The 20,194-nt window shown below is 29.6% G+C and carries 22 protein-coding genes; 3 read left to right on the top strand and 19 right to left on the bottom strand.

Annotation, left to right across the window (positions count from 1 at the left end; translation table 11 throughout):
• Positions 1-57 precede the first annotated feature (57 nt).
• Complete coding sequence (locus N4A55_RS09310) at positions 58-543, bottom strand: HIT family protein (RefSeq protein ID WP_330666360.1); 486 nt, start codon at positions 541-543, stop codon at positions 58-60.
• A gap of 295 nt (positions 544-838) precedes the next feature.
• Between N4A55_RS09310 and N4A55_RS09305 the strand changes: the two genes are divergently transcribed.
• Positions 839-1,582 (top strand): sensor histidine kinase, encoded by a 744-nt coding sequence (locus N4A55_RS09305; protein ID WP_293755412.1) that lies wholly within the window; start codon positions 839-841, stop codon positions 1,580-1,582.
• On the opposite strand, the gene N4A55_RS09300 is transcribed toward N4A55_RS09305, so the two are convergent.
• Positions 1,529-1,975, bottom strand: coding sequence for a hypothetical protein (locus N4A55_RS09300; RefSeq protein ID WP_293755410.1), 447 nt, complete (start codon positions 1,973-1,975; stop codon positions 1,529-1,531). The genes N4A55_RS09305 and N4A55_RS09300 overlap by 54 nt on opposite strands.
• Positions 1,976-2,196: 221 nt before the next feature.
• Here N4A55_RS09300 and N4A55_RS09295 point away from each other — a divergent pair, with 221 nt between their 5' ends.
• On the top strand, positions 2,197-2,943 hold the full coding sequence (locus tag N4A55_RS09295; protein ID WP_293755408.1) for a CAP domain-containing protein: 747 nt from the start codon (positions 2,197-2,199) through the stop codon (positions 2,941-2,943).
• A gap of 137 nt (positions 2,944-3,080) precedes the next feature.
• Here the strand turns inward: N4A55_RS09295 and N4A55_RS09290 are convergent, their stop codons facing one another.
• From N4A55_RS09290 to N4A55_RS09210, 17 genes are all read right to left on the bottom strand, one after another.
• Entirely contained in the window at positions 3,081-4,115 is a 1,035-nt protein-coding gene (locus N4A55_RS09290; protein WP_293755406.1) for an SCP2 sterol-binding domain-containing protein, read from the bottom strand.
• Positions 4,116-4,170: 55 nt separating this feature from the next.
• Positions 4,171-4,929, bottom strand: coding sequence for a hypothetical protein (locus tag N4A55_RS09285; protein ID WP_293755404.1), 759 nt, complete (start codon positions 4,927-4,929; stop codon positions 4,171-4,173).
• A 100-nt stretch (positions 4,930-5,029) separates the two neighbouring features.
• Positions 5,030-6,067 (bottom strand): rhomboid family intramembrane serine protease, encoded by a 1,038-nt coding sequence (locus N4A55_RS09280; protein ID WP_293755402.1) that lies wholly within the window; start codon positions 6,065-6,067, stop codon positions 5,030-5,032.
• A gap of 237 nt (positions 6,068-6,304) precedes the next feature.
• Positions 6,305-7,237, bottom strand: a complete 933-nt coding sequence (locus tag N4A55_RS09275) for a thiamine pyrophosphate-dependent enzyme (RefSeq protein ID WP_293755400.1) — start codon at positions 7,235-7,237, stop codon at positions 6,305-6,307.
• 23 nt (positions 7,238-7,260) lie between these two features.
• On the bottom strand, positions 7,261-8,445 hold the full coding sequence (porA, locus tag N4A55_RS09270) for a pyruvate ferredoxin oxidoreductase (RefSeq protein WP_293755398.1): 1,185 nt from the start codon (positions 8,443-8,445) through the stop codon (positions 7,261-7,263).
• A gap of 22 nt (positions 8,446-8,467) precedes the next feature.
• Positions 8,468-8,779 carry a 4Fe-4S binding protein gene (locus tag N4A55_RS09265; RefSeq protein WP_293755396.1) on the bottom strand — a complete coding sequence of 104 codons (312 nt, stop codon included), beginning with the start codon at positions 8,777-8,779 and terminating at the stop codon, positions 8,468-8,470.
• Positions 8,776-9,354 (bottom strand): 2-oxoacid:acceptor oxidoreductase family protein, encoded by a 579-nt coding sequence (locus N4A55_RS09260; protein ID WP_293755394.1) that lies wholly within the window; start codon positions 9,352-9,354, stop codon positions 8,776-8,778. The genes N4A55_RS09265 and N4A55_RS09260 overlap by 4 nt, the downstream gene beginning before the upstream one ends.
• A gap of 189 nt (positions 9,355-9,543) precedes the next feature.
• The gene (locus N4A55_RS09255; RefSeq protein WP_293755392.1) at positions 9,544-10,032 is read right to left on the bottom strand and encodes a hypothetical protein; all 489 of its coding nucleotides are present in this window, start codon (positions 10,030-10,032) and stop codon (positions 9,544-9,546) included.
• Positions 10,032-10,442, bottom strand: a complete 411-nt coding sequence (locus N4A55_RS09250; RefSeq protein ID WP_293755390.1) for a hypothetical protein — start codon at positions 10,440-10,442, stop codon at positions 10,032-10,034. Before N4A55_RS09250 ends, N4A55_RS09255 begins: the two co-directional genes overlap by 1 nt.
• 175 nt (positions 10,443-10,617) lie before the next feature.
• The gene (locus N4A55_RS09245) at positions 10,618-10,779 is read right to left on the bottom strand and encodes a hypothetical protein (protein WP_293755389.1); all 162 of its coding nucleotides are present in this window, start codon (positions 10,777-10,779) and stop codon (positions 10,618-10,620) included.
• Positions 10,780-10,795: 16 nt separating this feature from the next.
• On the bottom strand, positions 10,796-10,975 hold the full coding sequence (locus N4A55_RS09240) for a hypothetical protein (RefSeq protein ID WP_293755387.1): 180 nt from the start codon (positions 10,973-10,975) through the stop codon (positions 10,796-10,798).
• Positions 10,976-11,085: 110 nt separating this feature from the next.
• On the bottom strand, positions 11,086-11,949 hold the full coding sequence (locus N4A55_RS09235; protein ID WP_293755385.1) for a hypothetical protein: 864 nt from the start codon (positions 11,947-11,949) through the stop codon (positions 11,086-11,088).
• Positions 11,950-11,976: 27 nt separating this feature from the next.
• Complete coding sequence (locus N4A55_RS09230; RefSeq protein WP_293755383.1) at positions 11,977-12,921, bottom strand: hypothetical protein; 945 nt, start codon at positions 12,919-12,921, stop codon at positions 11,977-11,979.
• The gene (locus tag N4A55_RS09225) at positions 12,918-14,405 is read right to left on the bottom strand and encodes an ATPase, T2SS/T4P/T4SS family (protein ID WP_293755381.1); all 1,488 of its coding nucleotides are present in this window, start codon (positions 14,403-14,405) and stop codon (positions 12,918-12,920) included. Before N4A55_RS09225 ends, N4A55_RS09230 begins: the two co-directional genes overlap by 4 nt.
• Before the next feature lie 4 nt (positions 14,406-14,409).
• Complete coding sequence (locus N4A55_RS09220) at positions 14,410-15,549, bottom strand: hypothetical protein (RefSeq protein WP_293755379.1); 1,140 nt, start codon at positions 15,547-15,549, stop codon at positions 14,410-14,412.
• Positions 15,550-15,584: 35 nt separating this feature from the next.
• A complete protein-coding gene (locus tag N4A55_RS09215; protein WP_293755377.1) occupies positions 15,585-16,256 on the bottom strand; it encodes an SAF domain-containing protein in 672 nt (223 codons plus the stop codon).
• A gap of 36 nt (positions 16,257-16,292) precedes the next feature.
• Positions 16,293-17,855: a serine/threonine-protein kinase gene (locus N4A55_RS09210; RefSeq protein ID WP_293755375.1), complete on the bottom strand. Its 1,563-nt coding sequence runs from the start codon at positions 17,853-17,855 to the stop codon at positions 16,293-16,295.
• 473 nt (positions 17,856-18,328) lie between these two features.
• Between N4A55_RS09210 and N4A55_RS09205 the strand changes: the two genes are divergently transcribed.
• Positions 18,329-20,041: an S-layer homology domain-containing protein gene (locus N4A55_RS09205; protein ID WP_293755373.1), complete on the top strand. Its 1,713-nt coding sequence runs from the start codon at positions 18,329-18,331 to the stop codon at positions 20,039-20,041.
• Positions 20,042-20,194: the final 153 nt, after the last annotated feature.

Here is a 20,194-nt window from a genome sequence, read left to right as displayed (position 1 = left end):
AAATAATATTTTAGTTAAATTAAGGGCATTTCTTTTATAGAAATGCCCTTAGTAATATTATAGCCTGCTTGCAATCTCTTTAGCAATAGCATCTAGCTCTTCTTTTTCAATCTTAATGGTTTCCCATTTAATCTTTACATTATCATTATTATATCTTGGTATAAGATGCATATGAAAATGAAATACTGTTTGACCAGCTGCCTCGCCATTATTCTGTAATATGTTTAGTCCATCGCAATTGTAGATACTCTTTAATACCTTTGCAATATGTGTTGCAAGAGCAAATAATCTTGATGCTGATTCAGTATCTAGTTCATATATGTTTTCTATATGTTCTTTTGGAATAATCAATGTGTGCCCTTTTGCTGCTGGATATGGATCAAGTACAACTTTAAATTCACTATTTTCGAAAATAGTAGCTGAATCCATGGAACCATTGGCAACATTGCAGAATAAACAATTTTGTTTAATCATAATTTCTCCTTCCCAATGCCTTATTTTGTCAATATCTAAGTATCCGCCTATATCTAAGATATTATTCATAAGACATAAATCCCTCGATGATAAAAACCTAAGTTAATAAATACCAAGCCTGTATAGACTATACTAAACTATATTTTAATTTTTTTCAAGGATAATTTTGTAATAATTTATTATAGGCATCTATACTAATAAAGGTTATATTATATGTTATTGATATATACAAATAAGATAATATTAAATTAGGATAAATTATATTATTTATTAGTATTTTATCAAATATTGAGTTTTTTTATATATTATTCATTGTATTATTCGATTTTCTTTGATACAATAGTAAACGTTAGGAGATGGATAAATGAATTATCATGAAAAAAGTATTATTGAGAATTTTTCTGTATTACTAGACGATTGGTTAAACATCTATCAGCAAACTAGAAAACCTGAAATAATAGCAAAAATAATTCATGAAATCAAAAATCCGATTTCATTGATAAAGAGTACTTTACAACTAATAGAAGTCCAGACTCCAGAAGTCAAAGAGAATATACATTGGAGTTCTTTATATGAAGAGCTTGACTACATTTGTTTATTGCTTAATGATTTTAATACCTTGAATTACTCATTTAATATACAAAAAACATGTGTTGATGTATCTACTTTACTTGATTCTGTGGCAAAATACTTTTATTCATTAGCATATAGCAAGAATATCAACTTCTATATAACCAAATCAAAAGACCTACCTGTTATATCGGGTGATAAAACAAGACTAAAAGAAGCTTTTATGAATCTGATAAAGAATGCTATAGAAGCTACTGATGAAAATGGTACCGTTACAGTTGATATCAATTACTTAGATTCGTTTTTATTAATTACTGTCAGTGATACTGGTTCTGGTATCAGAGAAGACAGGATAGATGAAATATTCAAGCCATTTGTAACCTATAAAGAAAATGGAACTGGTCTTGGATTACCAATAGTAAAATCAATAATTGAGCAGCACTGTGGTACGATTGAAGTTGAAACAAAAGAAGGTGAAGGCACTTCATTTATTATCAGCCTCCCAATTAATACCCAACAAGTTTTGCAGGTACAATAATTTAAATAAGATTAGATTTTCATCGTTAATGATTTTTTGTATCATATGTTTTATATCATAATCCATAGTATTGGCATATATATAATTAAGCACTTCCCCATAATTACTTTCTTTAGCGAACATCTGAGCTAACCTGTATTTTTTTTCATAATTCATCTTCTTGTTTACATATTTCCTGCAACTTAATTTGTTATATAGATTAATTAATTCATTGCATTGATTTATCTTTGATTTCATTATGTCTTGTATAATATTTCTATTTATATGGGAGATTATTTTGTTATGCATAACTTTATAGCCAGTATATAGGTTATAACCTTCATCAATTAGATTTTCATATAGTAAAAATAATTGTTCTCTTTCTATAAATTCACTTGAAACTTTATTATCCATTTCTATACCATCTTCCCTTATTATATAGGATAAACTCTATATATACTTAATTCATATTATATATATACTCAATACTTTCCATAAATATTATTTATTCAAGTTTTCTAGTAATAAAACAAAAACATATGGTCATTTTTTAAGCTTTGTAATAAATTTCCACTTACCCTGTTGTATATATTCTCTTGGTTCTTTCCATAATAATATTGGAAGGAAGTGACAGTATGAAAAGACGAATCTATAAACCTAAAATTATGTTGGCATCATTAGTTATTTTCTTATTACTTATTTTTTTTACAACAAATGTATCTACTGCAAAAGGTCTTATTTTTAAATGGACCAATGTAAAACAGGTGGAAATTACCGCTAATAAACTTAATGTTAGAGTAGGTCCAAGTACTTCATATAGAAAGATTAGTACTGTATCTCGTGGAGATGTTCTAGATGTTCTTGGTACACTTGGCAGTTGGTATGTAATTCATATGAAAGATGGTTCAGTTGGTCTGATTTCAAGTACTTATACTCGTGTTAATGCTTATTATAATCCAGCCCCAACTACAAAAGAACCTGATAAATACAGCGGTAACTTATCACCAGAAGAAACCCTAATGATTAATTTAATAAATGCAGAACGCAAAAGTGCTGGTCTCCCTGCCTATAAGCTAGATATGGAACTTATGAGAGTGGCTAGAATAAAAGCAGAGGATTTATCAACTCACAAGTATTTCAGTCATGATTCGCCTATCTACGGTTCTCCTTTCAAAATGCTTTCGGATTTTTCTGTAGATTATAAAATGGCTGGGGAAAATATTGCTGGTAATAGCACTGTAGAATCAGCTCAATATTCGCTCATAAGCAGTTCATCCCACAAACTAAATATACTGAGTACCGATTATAATTATGTGGGTATAGGTATATTTGATGATTTAAGATATGGTAAAGTATTCGTTCAGATGTTTATTCAGAAGTAATATATAAATGGTGAATTTCTTTTATAACTAGGTTCTAATGTACAGAATTTAGTTATATAGAATTCACCATATTTATTGAAAAAATTAATCACTAAACAACTAACAGATAATACTGACTTACTTTTCGTCGATCAATCTCAGAAATCAGTAAATTTGAATATATTATCAAATTCATATAGTAATGTAAAATTACCCTTTGCTTTTAATTTACCAGTTAAAAAACCTCTTTGGATAGTTAACTTACCTTTTATTACCTCATCTAGGATGTTAGTATCAATATTAATTATAACATCAGCTGAAGGGTCAGTTCCTATATATCCTGCTAATTTTTTATCTTTTACCTTTAATGTTATATCTTTATTCTTTTGATCCGTTATTATTATATTATATGTACAATTAAATGACGGGTCTTCACATATAAATGTCTGAAGAAATCTATCTATGTATTTATTTCCTGATAAGTTATCGTTTTGATCTAACTGTTGTTTCAGAAAATCAGATATCTCTAATATATCTTTTCTTTGTTTAGCTATAAATGGATCTTCTTCAATAATTTTATTAGTCTTTTTATCTCCTACATATTCATCAATAATATTCATCTTAGTAAATGTATCAAGTCTATCAAGCTCCATTTCATCAGTAACTTTTTTTGATGAATAACCTGTTCCTGTTGGCAGGGTATTACGTTTCTGATTAAGAACTCTATAGAAATCCTCTGTTTTTTTATCAATTATTGATATTATTCTTTCATTAGTTTCAAGCTCTACAGATTTTTCTATTTTGCCACAGATATTAACACCTTCTAAACCACCTAACATATCCCAGCATTTTGTAAGATAGTTTGAAGCATCTCTATCACCAGTTGTCTTAGTTAATACTACAGACATCATATATTTCCCTTCAAATAACTCTTGTTGGTTGGAATGGTAGCATCTATCTAGGAATGTCTGCATTCTACCCCCTATTCCAATCCACTCTACAGTTGTTGCTAATACAACCCCTTCTGCTATTGATAATTCACTTAGAACCTCATCTGTTATATCTTGGTAATCAAGACCCCATTGTTTTACATTAACTTCTAATTCATTAAGTACCGTATGTATTCGTTTTACTGCTGCTAACGATAAATCATCAGCCAACCCATTACCCGCATAAATGATTAATATCTTCATATGTCCTCCCTCTAAGTGATAAGGGGACAAAAATATTATGCCCCCTTAGTTACTTTTATTCAATACATTCGCTTATCTTACTTGAATAATAATCTTTTACATCGATTATATCCCAAGTTGTGTAGAAAAATCTTTTTTTGATTCTCATATTTATCACATCGCCACATCTCATATCTGATGCAAGAGAACTTTCTACTTTTATTTTAATATAAGTATTGCTAGATTTCAATTTTCTTTTCTTCAAAATTATAATTCCACTGATTTTGTCTATGATCTCAAAGTATCCTTGCTCATACATCTCTCTCTTAGATACTTCTACATGTTTCTTTCTCTTTTTATAACAATTCATATCAATTATCATAGGGTTAAAACTAAGAACCGGCGCTTCTGTATATTTTTGTATCTTCCTTAAAATATAGTACACTCTGGTTATCTCATCAAGATTAGCAGTATAATTCTTTTTATAACTTTTATGCAAATTGATTCCATGACAACTATTAATATATTCAAGGAATCTACTAAGTTCAGTTAGTGTGAGTTTAATTTCTTGTTCTGTCAATGATAGACTGTAACTTGGCATAAACAATAGAATAAATTTATTGTAAAAACCTTCTTCAAGAGCTGATATAAGACTGTTTTTATAAAATTTTATACAATAATTAGTAATAATCTTAAATACGTGTTCTCTATCAGTATTTATATTATCTTCCCATTTAAAAGAGTCGTTATAATAGTCATTTAATACTTCAAGCACTTCTTTGTCATCATATAGTACGCTTGCTTCATTTTGTAAAATTTCTTTACTGAAAAACATAAATTCACCACCGCAAAAAGTTATTTTGTAGTACTTATTTTTCTCTTTGCGTAAGTGTTTTATTCATGTGTTATAATTAATTATTAAATAATTCTTGAAGCTAGGCCTGCTTTCTAAGTGTTAGTAGATAAGCTACAATTGCACCACCAATAAATCCGCCTAGATGTGCCAGATTATTTATTCCTAAATTCATAGTACCAAAAGCTATACCTACTATGAACATTATTAGTATTGTATATGAATTAAGACCCCCAATATGTTTCTTATATACTTTAGAATAGATTAAAATAGCTCCAATAATTCCATATATAGCACCTGAAGCTCCAGCAGATACTACTGGTCTTCTATTAACCAAGTCTACAGTTATACTAAGTAATCCTCCACATATTCCAGATATTCCATATAATAATATATATTCCCATTTTTTCATATATTTTTCAATTCTAGTTCCAAATATAAATAATGAAAAAGTATTATATAAAAGATGAAGTGCACCAATATGGATAAACATTGAGGTGATTATTCGATAATACTCACCTTTCATAAAAAAAGAGTAATAGTCTATAGCACCAAATTTCACTAGATTGAGAATATTAGTGGTTCCTCCTAATCTCTCCATGTATATGAAGAAAATAGTATTAATGACTATAAGACCATAAGTAATATATGGGATGTTTTTATTTTCTTCTATTATCTTAGGTCCCCATGATTCATCATTAGTTTCTAATAATTTTCTTATGTCCTTTTCAATACCTATTACACTATTAACCTGCATACTTGGAATGATAAGCTTTCCCTCATTTTCATCTATGATCCAATTAATATCTATAAGGTCTTCATCAAAGTCGGGCGTATAATTAACATCTTTATAAATATCCAATGCATTTTCTGTTATTATTAGATTCAGCAAAATAATCTTATTAGAATCTATATGCGTAAACTGCTCTTTAGTTATTACTTTATATTCTTTAAACCTTTCTTTACTAAATGTATAAGCACTATCAAGAGATATTATGTTCACTAGATATAAATTGCTATTATTAAATGTTGCATACATTTTAACTTTTTTACTGTCTGTTGGAATGGTTTGATAATTATAGCTATCAAAAATATTACATATTTTGGTAAAAGTCTTCATTTCATGTGCCCACCCTTAAAGTTATGTTTTTTATTATTATTGTAACCATTACACAAGATAAGTCAACCATTATTTGTTAAATTTTTAATCAACCTATAAAATTACATTTTTATTAAATTCGTGAAAGGGAATATTTATCTTCATCATACCTGACATATATATTTCTTTATAATTTCTTATAAAAAAAGCACTAGTCTCAACGACTAGTACTTTAATGCTTATATTGAGAGAACAAACTTATGCTTCTTCTCCACAAAGTCTTAATAATGTTTCCCATCTTTCGTCAATAACTTGTTGGATTTCAGCTACAACTTCTGGATTCTTAGCTACATGCTTGAATCTTCCTTGAGCTTCTAACCAATCGCTGATTGGACGTTTATTTTTAGGCTTGTAAGATAACTTGTACTCACCATTAATTACCTCATATAATGGCCAGAAGCAAGTATCTACAGCGATTTCACATAATTCCATTAAACGATCACTTTCGTATCTCCATCCACGTGGACATGGAGCTAATACGTTAAGGAATGCTGGTCCTTCTGTATAGATAGCTTTTTCAGCTTTTTCATATAAATCTTTGAAATTCTTAAAAGGAGCTGATTGAGCTACATATGGAATACCATGTGCAATCATAACTTTAGTTAAATCTTTTCTATATTGTTGCTTACCTGGTACTGCTGTACCTGCTGGTGAAGTCGTTGTATCAGCATATTTTGGAGTAGCTGATGATCTTTGAATACCAGTGTTCATGTAAGCTCCATTGTCATAACATACGTATACCATGTCATGACCTCTTTCCATAGCACCTGATAATGATTGGATTCCGATATCATATGTTCCACCGTCTCCACCAAAAGCTATGAATTTATAAGTATCATCTAATTTACCTTGTTTTTTAAGTGATGTGTAAGCAGCTTCTACACCGGCAACTGTTGCTCCAGCGTTTTCGAAAGCTGAATGGATGAAGGAATCTTTCCAAGCTGTATAAGGATAAAGGAATGTAGAAACCTCTAAACATCCTGTTGCAGCTCCAATTACTGCATGATCTTCTTCTTTTAGCGCTCTAAGGATAGTACGTACTACTACAGGAGCACCACATCCAGCACACATTCTATGTCCACCAGTTAATCTTTCTGGTTTTTTAGTTGTTTCTTTTAAATTATATGCCATCTTCTATTTCACCTCCAATTATTTTAAGCTTCTACTACGCCTAAGTAACGATAAGGATCGTCTACTTTGTTAGTATTAACGATTTCTGTTAAATCAGCGTATACTTTATCTATATCATTAGTCTTAACGTCACGACCACCTAAACCATAGATGTAGTTTACTGCTAATGGTTTTGCTTCACCATAGTATAATGCACTAACTGTTTCAGTAAATAATGGAGCACCTTTAGCGTTGAATCCATCACATTTATCAAGTACAGCTACTGCTTTAACTCCTGCTAAAGCTTTTGCAAGTTCTTCTGCTGGGAATGGACGGAATACTCTAATCTTAATTAAACCAACTTTTTCGCCTTTAGCTCTAAGTCCATCAACTACGAATTTAGCTGTTCCTGCTGTAGACCCAATAACTACGATTGCTCTTTCAGCATCTTCCATTTTGTATTCTTCAAATAAGCCGTACTCTCTACCAGTTAATTTTGCAAAGTCAGCTGATACTTCTAAGATAGCTTTCTTAGCATTTCTCATACTTTCTGCTTGTTGACGTTTGTGCTCAAAGTAATGAGTTGTAATAGCTAGTGGACCTACAGCTATAGCTTCATCTTTGTTTAATAAGTAATTCATTGGCTCATATTTACCAACGAAATCTTTTACTTTTTCGTCTTCAAGAAGTTCTATATTCTCAACAGCATGAGAGGTGATGAATCCATCATAACAGTTCATAACAGGAAGTTGGACATCTTTTTCTTCACTGATTTTAACTGCCATAATACAGTTATCATATGCTTCTTGATTGTTTTCTCCATATATTTGAATCCATCCTGAATCTCTAGCACCCATAGAGTCTGAATGATCATTATGTATGTTGATTGGACCTGATAATGCACGGTTAACTACTGATAATACCATTGGTAATTTACATGATGCAGCGATATATAACATTTCCCACATTAATGCTAAACCATTGGCTGATGTTGCTGTCATTGTTCTTGCACCTGCAGTTCCTGCTCCGATACAAGCTGACATAGCTGAATGTTCTGATTCTACAGGAACGAATTCTGTATCTACTTGACCATTTGCAACAAATGCTGAGAAGTATTGAGGTACTTCTGTTGATGGAGTAATTGGGAATGCTGCTACTACATCAGGATTAATTTGTCTCATCGCAATGGCTACAGCCTCGTTACCTGATAATTTATCACGAATTGCCATATCTTCATTTCCCTCCTATCTATTATTCACCTTCTGGTACAAAATCGAATGCATTGAAAGGACAGGTTTTAACACAAACTCCGCAACCTTTACAATGATCGTAATCTATTCCAGTCATTTTTTTATCTTTAACCATTATTGATGAGTCTGGACATACTGGGTAACATAGTAAACATTGCTTACATTTATCTGAATTCCAGATAGGTTTCATAGCTCTCCAGTCACCAGTTTTAAAGTAATTAGCATTTCCTGACTCAGTTACAACACCACCTGGAGTTGTATCCTTCCAAGGCGTATAAGCTGGTACTATATCATGTTCATGTTTTTTACTCATGCACCTTTCACCTCCGATAGTGATTTCTTTAATGCTTCCATATTAGGAGCAATTACATGTGGTTTATTAGCAAATTTGTGATGGAATGATTTTTCCATTGAAGTAATTAATGTATCTTCATCCATAATCTTTGCTACTTTTACTACTGCTGCAAGCATAGGTGTATTAGGGAAATATCTTCCAAGCGTTGCCATAGAGATTTCTCTAGCATCAATTGTGTATACTCCACCTTTGTAACCTTTTAACTTAGATTTTACTTCTTCTGGTGTCTTTGATGTATTAATGATGATACCACCAGTTTCTTTTAGACCTGCAGTTACATCAACTACATCAATTAATGTTTCGTCTACAACTACTACATAATCAGGTTCATAAATGTTTGAATGAATTGGACATCTTTCATCACTTATACGATTGTATGCAGTGATAGGTGCTCCCATACGCTCTGGACCGTATTCTGGGAAGCCTTGGATGAATTTTCCTGTGTCGAACGCAGCCTCAGCTAACAATAATGATGCTGTTTTAGCACCTTGTCCGCCTCGACCATGCCAACGAATTTCTAACATATTACCCATTGACAAGTTCCCTCCTTATATATAATTAAATTTTTTTAAACAATTTTCAACATTGTTAGTGTAACACTAATATACACCTAATGTCAATAGTAAGTATATTGTATGCACGGTTATTTTTTTAACAATGTTACCCAACTATATTGGGGCTTAATATCTTTATTTTTAGTTAAATTTAGTGGGATCGATTAATCATCTGTCCAAATATTCATAAGCAGATGATCTTACAGCATTTTTTAATTGAAGGAATTTTAATCTAAAAGATGGCTTCCCAGCATTAATCTCTACTATTATAGTAGGTTCTGATATAAGCTTGGTAAACCTATTTAGGTCATCTGTATAAGAATATGGGAAAACAGTATTACTATTGTCAAAAAATATTACTTTATATTTAATAGCATCTTTCCAATAACTCTTGTCTGAAGGTGAGTGTTCATCTATTAAGCCTAGATTTTTTTTAATGATATACTCTATGGCTTTTTTGCCTTCTTCCTGATTATAAATGGTTAATCCTGCTGAATAAGAGTCTTCATCATAGAAAAGTCCTGCTGCTGCTGAACACTCGTCAGCTACCTGCTTTAGTTTTTCTAATTGCCTATTGTAGGTATTATTATCCGTTTGATACGTTAGAAAGATTGAAAATAATATAAGCATAGCAAGTGTAAATATAAATGGTTTCATTATTGTATCGCCTCACTTGCAGCATAACCCTCTATCGTATACATTGTTTTGTTTTCGTTATTATTGATTCCCCATAGTATAGGAATGGCTATTATTTTTCTTATGGGCACTTCAATTTTGTAATAGATAAGATTATCCTTATTGAATTTGCTTTGTCTATATTTACGTACTTTTTCTGTTGTTATATGTACATCACTTTCTTTTATATGAAAGGTTTTAGTAATGTTATCAATTAATTGTTTCTTTATCTCAGGTGTGAAGTACCCTTCTTGCTTAGCTTTCTCTTTTGCAGTATATATATATGATTGTATTTCTGACTTTTGGTTATGGTTATATTCTTCTAATGCGTATTGTAACGGGAATGGTAATAGGATTATTAACACTGCAATCAAAACTATAAAATCTTTCATTTTTATCCATATCCCCTTTTTTAATATTATTAGTATTGATAGGTTATTATTTTTATGATTAATAATTCTTATATTTATAAATAGCTGTTGTATATATATTACTTCCTTTAATAATAATAGTAATTGTATGAGTTAATATAATAACTCATACAATTATCTTTGATTTAATTCATTTTTATGGGTAATTTTTTTGAAAATTTAAATTCTGCTGCATGACATTCTTTGTTTTGTGTAACAGACTATTATTAGCAGAACCTTTGATAGTACCTAATATCAATGCTCCAGCTATAAATACTCCAAGGGCTATTTTGGCACATATTATTATGAAGTCTTTCAATTAGTTAACAATCCTTTCATTTATTATTATTAGATGATGAAGTTGATGTAAGTGAAATACTATCAATTACTACACCAGCCTTACTACTAACATCATCAGCTTTATCCTTTAGTGAATTTGCTCCACCAAATATCAAAGCAAAGCCAATAAATATTCCTAAAGCTACCTTTGCACATAGAATTAAAAAATCTTTCATTATTTTTCCTCCATTTCGTATTACTTATTTTCATTTATATATAAGTTGAATTGAATAATTGCTATAGAACTAGCAATTATTTAGTTCTATTAGATTATATACTCAACGAACTAATTCAAAAATATTACTTTCTCTATTCTAGGAATCCAAACAGTTATCATAATAAAGTTAAGAAATAATATAAATATAGGTATTATAATAGGAAGATATATTAAATTTGATATGGCATTTTGCTTTTTGTGTTTTTCTGTAATGTGTTTCTCCCTATTTCTTTCTTTTACAATATCTATCTGCTCTATCAATTCTGTAGGATTAAGTTTATCTAGTTTCAATAGGATCATTCCTATATCATTCCCCATTTGGGTATTTATATCTTTTGTAAACTTCTTATAAGCTTCATCTTCTTTTCCTAGGTTATAGTACATCAAGAAATTAATTAAAGAATTTCTTGTCAGCTTAGAAAATTTTATCAATTGATTGATAGTATAATCAGCACTATATGGCTTGTCTTGCTGAGTTATAGCTATATTTTTCAGCTGAATAAGTATCCTGTATATCTCTGTATCCTTCTTCTTGTTCTGCATAGTTTTAATCATCTTGATTACCAATATAAAAGGACTGTCTTTTTTCCCTAATTTTATAACTGGTGCTGATATTAGATAAGCTGTGAAACATAACGCAAGAACTATGGGCAATTTGCTACTATGATAAGAAATGCAAGTAAGTATAACGGCGCTTAAAAATATAATTAATCTCAAGTTATTATACTTATCTGTTGTTATATTGATTCCAGCATCTATAAATGCGGTATTTATTTCTTCTTTTGAATAATTGCTATTAGTAAATTTCATCTTAGGTTGACGAAAAGCATAGTTATAACTTTTCTTTTTCCTCATACTCTTAAACACTACCCAAGCAAAATATAATAAGGTAAGAACAAAACAATAATATAGTATAGTAATATTAAATTTCATTTTAGCTCCTATTCACTGTTCTATTTATTAGATGTCAAATTTTTGTTTCTTCATTAATATAAGTAAACTACTGTTGAATATAGTCATTATTACAATAAGCATAAAATAGTTGAAACCTGTACGTGTATTAATCTGATAATCCAAAAACTCTCTGAAGGAAATATTGAATACACTATTAGCAAGTATTATAGATAGTATGTATAATACTGGTGTTAGATATCTTACAATACTCACGCTTTCTAAGTTTATTCTCTTTTCTCTTTCTTTGTCAGCAATAGCTTGTTTTATTTCTTTTTGAATATCTTCTAGTCCTGTAGTAATATCAATATTATCAGTTATACCAATGTATATATTGTTAGCCAATAATATAATCCATTCTGTACCTACAGCATAGACGAAGTTCTCTATTATCTCTTCTAGCTGTTCATCTCTTCTATATTCCTTCAGCTTCAATGACATGATAAAGAGTTGTCGCTTCATAACCGGCGCTTCTTTCATGTTTACAATTGTTTCATCAATTGAATCATAGATATTCTGATTATTCAATTTGTACTGATTCAGAAATTCATTAATTAATATATCCGCTTCATAGCTTCCTTCTACCCTTATTTGTTTTAACTGCAGTCTTAAAAATAGATAAGGTACCAGAGATAGAATAACTGCAAAAACTAAGCTTCGGATTAATGAAGTTCTCTGTATCACTACTAAAAACGTAAGGAAAAACAATAGTATACTGATTAAAAAGAAGGTTGATACTTTTTTATCATCATCTTTCCCATATACAATTAATATGAGTCTTTTAATATGTTTGTACATATTAGAACTTGAAACCTGAGTATTATTTCTAAAGGTTTTTCTAGGTTTGATTACTTTTAGAAAATACAGTATATAATTAGAAGAAATCATCCAGATACCAACTATCACCATACAATACAATAATATTTTTATTAATGCAACTACTGTATTTATCATTTGTCTACACCTCTTAAGCTATCATATCTAGGTTCATAAACCATATAATTTTTGAAAGGATATTTTTGTTCCATCTTTTTGAGTTCATTCTCAAAATTAGTTAAGGCTTTTTGATCTTCTTCATGACCTATTTCTCTTTTATCATTACCTACATCATATTTAAACTGCCAGCTATCACTGCTATAATCATACTTACATATTTGATGAATACTTATCTTATGGTCATAACGATTAAATCTTATTTCGTATATACCTTTTAATCTCTTCTTGCTTTTATCCGCTAACTGAATGAAATGAAAAACGTAATGAAATGATTTTGCTACTTTAAATATAGTGTTATACAGATCACCGCCATAGAATTTGACTATTTCATCTGCAATATCGTAGCAGATATCTGTTGGATCAGTAGTATGATATGTAGTCTTACACCTTCTAGTTCCCTTGTTTGCTGCTCTCATAGATACATTAAGAGCTCGTCCATCTCTTGCTTCAGCTGATATGATGTAATCTGCATCAGATCTAAGCACCTGTTTCATTATATTCCCTAACTCATCATCATCTGCTATCAATTGAATGATTGGTGCGTAGGGCTGAAGCTTATGTGCTGGAATCTCTGCTCCTGTTTCAATCATAACACCTTCCAAAGTAGTATCTTCATACATCTGCCATGTCTCTAAGAAAGTTGTTTTACCAGTTCTTACAGCACCAGTAAATATTACATTGTATCCTATATCAACCATATTTTTTAACATAGGTATGACTTCATGAGGTATAGTATCTCTCTTAGCCTGTTCTTCAAAGGATAACTTAGGTATAATGTACTTTCTGAATATGATGACTTCCAAGTTTTCCTTAACTAATTTCTCTCCATATATGGTTATTCTAGTTCCATCATGCATTGAAACTTCTGCATGTTTTTCGTTGTAATGTATATTCTTTTGATTAAGTAATAGTGCTTTTATTAGTTGTTTTCTTCTATCGTCTGATATTGTCTGCTGCTGTAATTTCATCTTACCATTTTCCATAAAATATATTTTGTTACCTATTACTTTTGCAGATTGGGATAAAGCATATTTCTTACTGTATTTCCACTGGGCAATACCACCTAATCCCCAACATTCTTGATAAATGGCATCAACTATATCCATATACCAATTGGGATACCATTCCATGAGTTTATTATTTCTCTTGAGATAATCTTCAATATTATCTTTAAAATACTTAACTTCCAACTCTTTTCCTAGAATAGCGTTTTTTTGTCTTATTAACGTACTTGTTTCTAAGCCTTCACGTTCCCACCCTGAATGAAAGTATGAGAATATAGTATCGCATAGTATTTGAAATCTTGTTAATTCATCTCTAGTAATATTTATTATCTCTTCTCTTTTTTCACCTGTAACAGAATATATGTATTCTTCTAGGTCAAATTCTTTTAGTTCTTTTTTGTTATAAAAATCTATCTTATTAGTCACTAAACTGTTCATAATGTTATCCCACTCCTTGCATACCAAACCATTTTCTTTTTCTAGGAGTTTCCTTTTTACTTAGATTAAGCTGTTCTATAATGATATCCGCTAATTTATTAAAATCTTTGTTGACTTCCTTATCATTGTAATGAATCAGGGCTTTCTTATCATTTTCAGCTTGCAAAGCATACTTAGAGAACTCAATCTTGGATAGATAGGGGTGTCCATATGCTTTTGCAACATCATAAGTAGTCAATAATGAACCATCAGCCATATGTTTATTAACTATGACTTGGAAATCATCTAGGGACAATCTATCCAGAATAGGCTTCTTATCCATATATCTCCTTAGACTGTTAGCCTGCTGTGTCGTCACTAGATACCTATGATTAGTGGATGTGAGCGCCGTTATAGGCATTGCTCTATCTATGCAACTACCTGCATCAACCACCACAAGGTCACATGCCAATGATAAGATATTAAGTAAATAGGAAATATTTTCTGGTTGGTATTCTTTTCTATACAATATGGATTTAGTTCCTTCTATAATATAAAGATTGTCTTTTATTTTTTCAGCAATATCGAATATCTCATCTACTGTAGCCAACTCTGATATCAATTTTATCTTAATGGTATCTATATTATTTCTAAAATTGATATCTATATAATCAGTTCCCGCTTCTCCATCGAGAAATATAAGACAAACCCTTGCATAGGATTTATCTATTATTTTTTCGGCTATGCTTTGGGCTATTTGAGTTGTTCCTACTTTTGAATCAGCACCAAAAAATGTAACTATGTTTTTATTAACAGTGAACCTATATTTTTTAATTACTTCTGAGCACACATATTCAACTATATTCTCATCTGTCATGTAAGGCTGAATTAGTTTTATATCATTGGACTCTAAAATGCTTTTTGTTGAAAACTTGAAGTTGTCATTTGATACTTGATAGAAAATATATTTTGAGGATATCTTATCTCTATTTTCTAATAGATCATTTACCCCCATTATCCTATCGTCTATGATAACAATTTCTTCTTTTATCTCATCTAGAGATGTACTAATATATACTTCCTCAAAGTAATTGACATTATCTAATTTTCTTCGCAAATTTTCGTTGTTGGATATTAGATGTATTCTGTAATTGTTAGTAGCCATTGCTGCCTCCCCATTTAGAGCTTTAACAATCTAATCTATTGATACATTATAATGAATACCTTATCATTATTAACTGAATCCCTTAATAGATTAACTGTTTCTAAATCAGTAATTATTTCTATCTCGTTTATTTTGCTTGACCCATTATATCTTTCTTCATCGCTAAGAGTAATAACTTCTCTATTAGCGCTATCTTTTACATATGCAACCGTAGCATTTGTAATAGGCTGTTTTTCTAAAGCTTTTTTATTATTTACAGCTATTTCTACTTCAGTAGAGTTATAATTCTCAGTTCCTTTGCTTACTTCATAAAAATAAATCTCATCTCCCCTTCTAAGAGAATCTGGAAAAGCTTTTATCCATTCTAATGGAATCTTAAATATATATTCATCTTCATCAAGAACCAAGCTCGGATTTTCAAAATATTTTTCTACTAATTGAACTCCTTTTGGAATATAGTTATTTGCTGCTTTTCCTATTATTTTATTAGGATCTAATATAACTTTATCGATTAGAGTATTTTCTTCTCTCTTGTGAATCTGAACCATATCTTTTGTTATTACTTCATTTTTATTGACATCTTTGGTCAGCACTACTATATCTTTGAATAACAGACTTTCTCTACCATATACCTCCCAATAGAATATAGAGCCAATGGCAATTACGATTAAAATAATCCCCATTAAACCTTTCATAAAGTTTTTCATTTCCGTCCTCCTACTAGTAAAAGCTTAAGTTAATAACTACCCAAATAGTTTTCTTCTATGTTTTTTATTATTGAGTTCTTTTGGTAACAGTTCACTATATACTGATACGAATTCATCATCAAATATACTTTTTAGTTTCTTCTCTTGATATGGAAACTTCTTTTTATATGCACATCTATACATTAATTCTGCAGGTAATCTAGGTATTATTACATTAGGTTTTATACCAAGATAGTTATTAAGACTTCTTCTGTTAATACCTGCATTGTCATTATTAAGAACATACCTGATGTTATTATTCTTTCTATTATGATTCTCAATCTTTTCCATAACACCATAGTTAGCCATCAAGTCTGGTGGCATAGCATCATATATTACGTATATTAAATCAAATTCCGGTAGAAGACTTACTATTTTGTCATAGTTATAACCTATATCAACTATGGAAATCAAGGATTCTTTTGCTGAATATATCAATTTCATGGTTTTATTATCGTCCCAATTATCTATCTTACCCCTAGTAGGGTCCCTTACCAGATACATAATATTGTTGATAGTTGTTATCCTATCCCTCTGAACATTCTTATTATTATTAATTTCGTTGAGAATAGAATAATATGTTAATTCACTATAATTAGAAATTCCTACTAAATCATAGATATAAGGATTATCATAGGGTAATTCTATCAACGATATAAGAAGATTTTTATCACCTAATGCTGCTGCTAGATTAGTTGCAAAAAAAGTTGATCCTGCTCTTTTTGTTAGTGCCATAACTCCTATAGTCTTCTGTTTAATGATTGAATATACCCTTTGTACATGTGATTTCTTCGTTTCTATTATCTGAACTAATTCTTCTTTTATCTCAGTGACTGATTGATATCTTTCATCTGGCTGTATCCTTATACACTTTTCAATTATATTCTCTAATGAATCTGAATAATTGCCATATTCTTTTAGAGATAGACCCTTATAGGGTGAAGATAGGTTATTTCCAGATATTAGATAAAATAACGTTACACCAAAACTATAGATGTCAGTTCTAACGTCACTCTGCCCTAATCCATATTGTTCTGGAGCCGCATAGCCCCTGGTACCTATTAATACCGTATCTGTATTAGAGCTGTATTTATATTCTCTTGCTATTCCAAAATCAACAAATTTTATTTTGTTTCCTTCAGTCAGCATTATGTTACCTGGTTTCATATCTCGATATATTATTGGGTATGGTTTCCTTGAATGTAGATATTCTAGTACATCACACATCTGGACAGCAAAATTAACAATAATATTTTCAGTACTGTCCCCATTTTGATTTTTATATTCTTGTAGATTGATACCCTCTACATATTCTTCAATAATATATAGATATTCTGTATCTTCCTCTATATCTACTATTTGTGGAATTAATGGATGATTTAGATCTTTTAATATGCTTGGCTCAGCTAATAAATTAATGGGACTACCGCTTTTTTTGATTCTCTTAATAGCCCATCTATTACCAAGCTTAATGTTCTCTGCTAAGAAAACATTACTCATGCCTCCTTTACCAATTTCTTTAATCACACGGTACTTGTCAAAATAGATTCTTCCTACCATATAATTTACCTACCTTATCTTAAAGATAATTGATCAATAGACACAATATTAAAATATAATAGATTTACAACGACATTATTATTAATAAATAAAATATTCCCCTCTATGCTATTTATGTATTTTATTTATATTATTAGTTGTATTAATTATACTAATTAAATTAATTGTATTTCTTTGTATTTTTTTGTAACATACTGGTATTATATATCAGGTTATGTAGTTTTGCAATATATTTTTAGTGTTTTTTAAATAATAATGTATTTTTTTGCTCTTTTACTACATTTTGCACAATGCAATATAACTTTATTAATCTAATTCTAAAAATTTAAAAATATTTCATTGAAAAGATTTATTAGATATATTAAAATAACAGTACATTATGTCTAACAATGATGAATAACATAAAAAATTGCAAGTTTATAATTAATAGTATTAATCAATAAGTTAGTTAAAAAAGATAAAGGATGGAGAATATGAAAAAAGCGTTATTGTTTATTACATTATTATTTATGATTATTAATAATATATATGTAAATGCAATTGAGCAAATATTTTTTAATGATGTATCTAAGGATTATTGGGCTAGTGATAGTATTAAAAAATTAGTGAAATCGGGTATTGTAAATGGCTATAAGGATGGGACTTTTAGACCAAAGGATAATATAAATGTTGATAGTTTTATAAAACTCACAGTCACTGCCATTGGCTTTACTAATATTAAAAATGCTGATGGTTATTGGGCAACTAATTATATTAACAAAGCATTAGAATTATCCATTATTGATAAGGAACAATTTAAAACTTTTTCTCGAAATATAACGAGGGAAGAAATGGCTAGTATTACAATCAAGGCACTTGGATACGTTGAAGATAAAGATGATATACAAAATAATTTTGTTTTTATAAAAAATCATATCCGTGACTTTTATAATATAGCTGATAAGTATTTACAGGATGTAGTGGAAAGTTATTATTATGGGTTAATCACCGGGAGATCTAGAGGATTTGAGCCTAAAAGCAATGCTACTAGAGCTGATGCTGTTACAGTAATTTTACGATTATTAGATAAGGATTCTCGTAAACCAATTATTATACCACCAGTTATTACAGATAGTGATATGAAAAAAGGCGAAAACAATAGCATGTATTTTAATTTCGTTAGATATAATAATTATAAAAATAGTAAAAAGGTTAAAAAGGATATTTGTAGAATATCAGAATGTCCTAATGGTGAAATCACAGCGTTACACCTATTATATGCAATGAATGAAGTTTATCAGAATAATGATGGTTATGTATATCTAGAACAATTAGGAGAAGATTCACATCCTATAGGAATCAAGTATAACTGTATTGATAAAATAGAAAACTCTTATGATATTGTGGACTTAGTTAATAATTCAGAAGTTGAGTTTTGTATAAAGCATAGCAAACATGATACTATCAGTTCCTATAATATTTCTTTGAGTTATAAAACACACCATATGTCTTACATGGATAGATATTATAAATATCAACATATGTTTGATACTATGTTTTTATATCTATATGATAATAAGTTTCCTGTAGTAAAAGAAAAGTTTGTTGAGATATTGACCTATGCAGATAATATGGATGTAGATAAATACAGCTATATCATTAATCTAAATGATAGGGAAATGTATGTTGTGATTGATAAAGAAAAAAGTGTATCTATTTATATAACAATTAAAGGAGGAAAAACAGAACATATAGAGGAAAATGAATCATCTACAGAAAAACAAATAAGTCAATCCTCACCTTATTTTTCTTTGAAAGACATTAATGGTAAGATTCATAATTTGAAAGATTATAAGGGTAAAAAAGTTTTCATTCGATTTTGGTCTTCTTGGTGTTCCCATTGTGTAGATGGACTTGGTGAAATAGATCACCTATCCGAAAAAGAAAGTGATTTTGTGGTACTAACTATAGTTTCGCTAGAACATAAAGGTGAAAAGGATAAAGAAAGTTTTATAACCTGGTTTAATAACTTAGATTATAAAAATATGACTGTTCTCCTAGATAAAAATGGCAAAATTGGCAAATCATATGATATAACAGCATATCCAACTTCTGTTTATATTAATAAAAATGGTTTAATAACAAAAAAAGTTTTAGGACATGAGACAAACTCTAATATTATTAAAGCGTTTAGTAATATGGAGTAACCAATAAATAATTATTATTATAAAAAAATTCAAACATACAAAGGATGATAAGATATGAAAAAAATAATATTACTACTTACTATGACAATTATAATCTCAAATACTATATTGGTAAAAGCAGTAGATGATTTTAATGATGTGCCTAATAGTCAT

Origin of the sequence: Vallitalea sp. (assembly GCF_025211055.1) — a bacterium.
Lineage (GTDB): Bacteria > Bacillota > Clostridia > Lachnospirales > Vallitaleaceae > Vallitalea.
The sequence above is the reverse complement of the archived record's forward strand: the minus strand, read 5'-3'. Positions and strand labels throughout refer to the sequence as shown.